General features: G+C 45.3%; 1 pseudogene. It reads right to left on the reverse strand.

Annotated features, from left to right (window positions below):
• Positions 1-300: pseudogene (locus A3738_RS10020) on the reverse strand (malate synthase G); the annotation flags it as partial.

Here is a 300-nt window from a genome sequence, read left to right on the forward strand (position 1 = left end):
ACGCAATGTTGCACGGTCTTCCATCAAACCAACGTTGTTGATATCTGGAACTTTAGAACAACCAACACCTTGATCAACCCAACGTACAACGTAACCCAAAATACCCTGACAGTTGTTGTCGAGTTCTTTCTGGATTTCACCTTCAGTAAGCGCAGCTCTTTGCTCAGCCGTCATAAGCGGGATAGTAAGAATGTCATCTACGTTTGCGTGCTCACGAGACTTAAGCTCGTTTTGTACCGCAAATACATCTACTTGATGGTAGTGAATTGCGTGAAGGGCTGCAGCTGTTGGTGAAGGAAC

This window comes from Oleiphilus sp. HI0066, assembly GCF_001635725.1.